Consider the following 5483-nt stretch of genomic DNA (forward strand, 5'->3'; position numbering starts at 1 on the left):
TGAGCGGGTGCAGCACGACTCGACGTCCTTCGTGCAAGATTTCTAGCAGCGATGCAGTGAAGCGCAAGTCAACACGCTTGCCGGCCAGTTCGCACGGCACGGAGTAGTGGCAGCCATGGTGCTCGACATGGTGATCTTGGCCAACACGAACTTGATAGCGCCAGTCGCAGATTTCAAATGTTGACGTTGGGAGTGGCTGAAGAACCTTTCTCTCTGTCTCAAAGCGTTGTTCGCGGCTGCCGCTTAGCTTTTTGAATGGGTGGGCGTTGAGGTGCGCGGTGAGCCGTCGTAACTCGTCGTTGAGTTCCGACACGTTAAAGAAAGCTCGATCTCGCAGCCTGAACAGCACCCAGCGTTGTCCAATCTGGACACCCACCTCTGCCTTGCCTTTATCCCTTGGGCGCCTGGGTCGCGCCGGCAGGGCTGCTGTGCCGTAGTGTGCGAGACATGCACGAAAGACAGGGTTGAGTTCGATCTTCTCCCGCCCTCGACGCAGCACGGCTGCTTTCAAGTTGTCCGGCACGATCCAAAGGGGAACACCGCCAAGCGCATTGAAGGCTTGGATGTGGCATTCGGCCCAGTCCCGAGCGTTTTGGGTAAGGACAGCGTGGATGAAGGTGTAGTTTGAGTAGCCGAGGACCGCTACAAAAATCTGTGCAAACTGGCTAGGCCCCCCGTCACGGTCTCGTATCTCCACCGTGCGGCCAGCGAAGTCAACAAACAGCCGATCGCCAGGACGATGAACTTGGCGCATCACCACATGCCGATTCCGGGACCAGACACGGTAGCCGTCAGCAAAGGCGCTGTAGCCAATCCCATTTGGCACTGATTCCCGCCATTCACGCCATAGAACTTCCAGCGTTGCATCAGGCCTTTGAAGCTCTGCATGAATGTGGGCCCACTCTGGCTTAGGCTTGGTCTGGGCCAGAGATCGATTCTCATTTTGCAAGGCCTTGCGCCATGACGGGTCGTCCAACTCGGCCAACTCGGTCCAGGTCAAACCCGTTTGGAGAACATAGCGGCGCATAGTGGCCACTGTGGTGGGCGAGACCTCTAGTGAGCGGGCCAGAGCCCGATGAGAAAGGCTGGGATCGTGGAAGTGCAGGCGCGTGATTTCGCGCTGCAACGCCATGGGTAGTCGCATGCGTGTCTTTCGGATGCTTGAGGACGAATTCACCCAGCACGCCGACCCGTATTGACAGGTTGGTGTTGCCCGTAGACACTTCATGAAGCCACTGTTTCAATGGTCTCCGGTGTCAACCGGACGCTTGAGCCCGAGATTGCCTTCTCGGGCTTTTGCGTTTCTGGGTGGGTATTTTCAATAGCTTGGTGTGCTCAGCTCAAGATGGCACCTCCTTTTCATTGACGACTGCGCCTGGGAGCGCTCGGTGGATCCGGGCCATGGCCAGCCATTGCGCTACTTCGGTGGTCATGGCGTAGTGCCCCCTGCGGTTTGGCAGGGTGAATAGTGCGAGTTCGATCTGTCCTCGGTGGCGTGCCTGACGCATAGCGGCGGAGCTGCGATAGCCTAGCGCCCGTGCTAAATCGATCCCCCCCAGCACAGGGCCGTGCTTGGTCTGCAACTCAGCTGTAAGGGATTGCTGAATTTGAACCATTTGATCCTGCGATGAAGGACTGTCCATGGCCGCCCCGAAATGAGATCTATCAACGGTTTTGCATGAGGCTGGCCTCACATGTCACGCTCGGTGACGCCCAGTGTTGACGGTGAAGTCAGGGGCAACCACCCGAACAGATATTCGCAATTTCTGAACACTACCCCCCATGGCTGTACTTCTGACCTCTCGCGCTGGACGTCCCAAACGGGATGCGGTCGACGTCGTGCGTACCAGAATCTGGTTCCAGGTCGTCAAGTCGCGCAGCAATCTGCCGAGTGCTCACGCGATCGAGGCGCTGATAGATGGTCCTTGGGCCTCGAGGGGCGCAGACGGAATCAGTCGCCCTCGCAAGTGGTACGCCTATGAAGCCGGACGTCGTAGCCCGACCTCGGTGAAGGGCAAACGCGATGCAGTAGCCGACGCTGAGGCACGGTTTGCTGGGACAGCACGGTGGTATCACCATGCGATCTGGAGGGCACTCAAGGGAGAGCGTTTCAGTGTTCAAACGCTGGATGAAGCACTGCGAAGTTTGGATTCCGCAGTGATCGGGATTCTCTACAAAGTCGACGATCAGGCCGAAGGCGAGCATCTGCGTCAAAGGTTCCTAACGCAGGATGATGTGCACGCACTGGTCGGTCTAGGCAGCTTTGATGCCTTGGCAGCTGTCATATTGTTGGCAGTGCAGTCAGAAATGCATGGCTTGCCGCAACTGCGCGAGTGGGTCCTTGACGCTTATGGAGAGATCCAACCCATCGTGGCGGATCTCCCGGAGCTGAGACGGGACTTTGAGGCCCTTTTTGACCTCACAGATCCGCTGTGTCGGCATTGGTTGTATGTTGCGCCAAATCAGCGTCTGCTGATGCAGATGTTCTGGCGAGAGCGGCCTTGGTACAAGGCGCGTCTCCGAAATGAAGCCCGCCAGCAGGCAGATTGAAACCTTGGCCCAAATGAGCGGGTTAGTCCGTCCAGACCCCTATCAACCCGTAGGTTCTGCAGCTTCAAGGCTGCCGCTTTCAGCAGAGGACCTGGCGTCGCGCAAAGGCCAGTACTGCTCGGCAAACAAAGGGCTTACTCATCGATCTCGCTGTCTGACATCTGCTATTCTTTGCAAATGCGCCGCCTTTTCGCGATCCTTTTGATGGCTTTGCTGCCTGTCCAGTTCACCTGGGCGGCAGTGACGAGCTATTGCGGTCACGAGAGCGGCGCAGCCTCCCAACACTTCGGACATCACGAGCATCAGCACAACGCTGACGCTGTAGCAAAGAAGGTTGACGACGCCTCGGCCAGCAAGACCCTGGGAGGCAGTGACCTCGACTGCGCGCACTGCCACGGCAGTTGCGCGGGCATGGCTTGCCCGTCAGCCAACCTGACGTCTCCGACATTGGCCTCTCAGCCAGCCGCGCCCGCTCAATGCGTGGTTCGTTCAATGGTGCACAGCCCACCTGAACGCCCTCAGTGGGCACTCCTCGCCTGATCGGCGAGGAGGAAGCGTTTCTTCCCTGAAGCCTTTCGCGCCTGATTGGCCGCTGCTGGCAGCGGCTGTCCTATCGCGAATGACCCCTCGCCGATCTCCCGTGAGTTGTTTTCAACACTGGAGTATCGGATGCACCGAAGAACCGTTATTGCACAAGGACGATGGCAGAAGACTGCCGGCGTCATGTTCTCAATCGCGCTCAGCGCGGTCACTACGAGTTTGTTTGCGCAGGCTGCTGCAAAGCCTGAGCGCCTGACTCTCGGCCAAGCCTTTGATGCAGCTTGGTCGCAACAGCCCGAGGTCGCCTCGCTGGCCATGCGTCGCGACGCCGCGCAAGCGCATCAGCGTGCGGCAGAAGCTTGGACGCCAGAGCCCCCAGCGCTAGAGGTGACCGGCAAGACGGACCGTCTAGGCAGCAGCCTAGGTACCCGCGAATACGAGATTGGTTTGACCGTTCCCTTGTGGCTGCCAAGAGAGCGTGGGCGTAGCCAAGCGCTGGCCGAAGCAGAGAGTCGTGCTGTCGGGAGCCGAACAACGGCTGCCCAACTGCGGGTCGCCGCAACTGTGCGTGAGGCGTGGTGGAATTGGCAACGCGCGGCTGTTGAGCTGGCGACCGCGCAAGATCAGCTAGACAGTGCCCAGCGCATTGCGCTGGATGTTGGCAAACGCCTCAAGGCAGGCGATCTGGCCAGAGCAGACCAGCATCAGGCGGACGGTGCAGTGGCGGCTGCGCAGGCGACGGTGGCGGGTGCCGAGGCTGCATCTTCGGTGGCCCGGCAGGCGCTGGCGGCCCTGATGGCAACGCCTGCGACCCACGCCAAACTCACACTGGCAGAACCCTACTCCGAACCGACCCCTGATCCCTCACCGATTGACTTGAGCGCGCATGGTGACTTTCAATGGCTCAGGGACCGCGCAGCCGTGGCCCAAGGGGTCGTGGCGCTTACGGCCACACAGTCGCGTGCAAGCCCGGAGCTGAAGATTGCAACTACGCGTGGCCGAGGGGCTGCCGGCGAAGCATGGCAGCAGACTGTCACGGTGGGTGTGCGAATTCCCTTTGGCGCAGGGCCTCGCTACGACGCACGTCTTGCAGCGGCAAGGGCTGAGTCCGTAGAGCTCGAAGCGCTCATGACCTTGGAGCGCGCGCGCCTCTCCGGTGAACGAGATACGGCTAAGGCGCGCGTTGAAGCCGCCCGATTGCAGCTGGTCGCTGCCGACAGGCGGGCCCAACTGGCGCGCGAGTCACGCGGCTTCTTTGACAAGTCATTTCGTTTGGGTGAGTCCGACCTGCCCACCCGGCTGCGCATAGAGGCCGAAGCGACAGAAGCCGACCGCCAAGCGGCCCGCGCGCGCATCGAACTTGCAGCAGCCATCTCTGCATGGCGCCAAGCACTGGGCCTGTTGCCCCAGTGAGACCCACGCCCCGGCGCGTCGGCCATATGCCATCTGAACAAAATTTGGATCACAGAACATGAAACTTATCTCTCCCTTAGCCGCGATCAGCCTTGCTGTTTTGCTCTTTGTCCCCCAATTTGGCTTCGCTGGTGATGGCCATGACCATGGCTCACCAGCACCCGCAGCCACCGGGTCGGCGCTGCCGAGGTTCGCTGCCGCATCAGAGCTGTTTGAGCTGGTGGGTGTGCTCAACGGCAAACAGATCACGCTGTATCTAGACCGGGCTGCAGACAACAGCCCCGTCACAGAGGCGCAGATCGAGCTCGATATTGGTGGACAGAAGTTCAAGGCCACCAAACAAGGGAGTGATGAGTTCGAGATTGTTCTGCCCGAAGCGCCAAAGCCCGGCGAGTTGTCGATCACCGCGACGGTGACCGCCGGCACGGAGACTGATTTGCTGGCCGCAGAGCTAGACGTCCACGAGGCTGAGCACACCGATGAGGCCGAGCACGCCCATTCTTGGAAGGAATATGCAATCTGGGTGATGGGGGGCATCGCAGCGCTGGTCGTGCTGATCATCGTGGGCCGTCGCGCAAGATCAGCGCGTCAATTCCGCGCTGGGGGTATGGCATGAAGCGCGCATTGACCCACTTCAAGATCCAGCGATTGGCCACAGCCAGCCTTGTATTGGCGTTGGCAGCCGTGACGGGCGCGCTCGCTGGCGAAGGCCACGACCATGGCGATGGGGGTGCCAAGCCCAGTGCCAACGGCCCGCAGCGCCTGCCAGATGGAAGTGTCTTTCTGCCCAAGCCTGCGCAGCGCCAACTCGGTGTTCGAACACTCACCACGACTGCCGCCGAACTGCCACGCTCCGTAGAGCTGACGGCAAAGGTGCTGATGGACCCGAACGCTGGCGGGAAAGTGCAACCTCTGAACGCAGGCCGCATTGAGCCCGGCCCGCGTGGATTGCCCAACCCGGGACAGTCCGTACGCAAAGG

At 60.3% G+C, this 5483-nt stretch carries 5 protein-coding genes and 1 pseudogene; 5 read left to right on the forward strand and 1 reads right to left on the reverse strand.

Annotated features, from left to right (window positions below; translation table 11 throughout):
- Nucleotides 1–1132: IS21 family transposase (istA, locus tag KAK11_RS21515; protein ID WP_210811681.1), on the reverse strand; the 1132-nt coding region annotated here is incomplete at its 3' end.
- Nucleotides 1133–1782: 650 nt separating this feature from the next.
- Here istA and KAK11_RS21520 point away from each other — a divergent pair.
- The 5 genes and pseudogenes from KAK11_RS21520 to KAK11_RS21535 form a co-directional block, all read left to right on the forward strand.
- Nucleotides 1783–2550 (forward strand): hypothetical protein, encoded by a 768-nt coding sequence (locus tag KAK11_RS21520; RefSeq protein WP_210811682.1) that lies wholly within the window; start codon nt 1783–1785, stop codon nt 2548–2550.
- Nucleotides 2551–2727: 177 nt separating this feature from the next.
- On the forward strand, nt 2728–3090 hold the full coding sequence (czcI, locus tag KAK11_RS22350) for a cation efflux protein, CzcI family (protein WP_375140709.1): 363 nt from the start codon (nt 2728–2730) through the stop codon (nt 3088–3090).
- A 183-nt stretch (nt 3091–3273) separates the two neighbouring features.
- Entirely contained in the window at nt 3274–4503 is a 1230-nt protein-coding gene (locus KAK11_RS21525) for a TolC family protein (protein ID WP_246499223.1), read from the forward strand.
- A gap of 58 nt (nt 4504–4561) precedes the next feature.
- Nucleotides 4562–5119, forward strand: coding sequence for a hypothetical protein (locus KAK11_RS21530; protein ID WP_210811685.1), 558 nt, complete (start codon nt 4562–4564; stop codon nt 5117–5119).
- A pseudogene (locus tag KAK11_RS21535) lies at nt 5116–5483 on the forward strand (efflux RND transporter periplasmic adaptor subunit); the annotation flags it as partial. The gene KAK11_RS21530 and the pseudogene KAK11_RS21535, both read left to right, overlap by 4 nt.

The organism is Ideonella paludis (assembly GCF_018069865.1).
GTDB classification, from domain to species: Bacteria; Pseudomonadota; Gammaproteobacteria; order Burkholderiales; family Burkholderiaceae_C; genus Ideonella; species Ideonella paludis.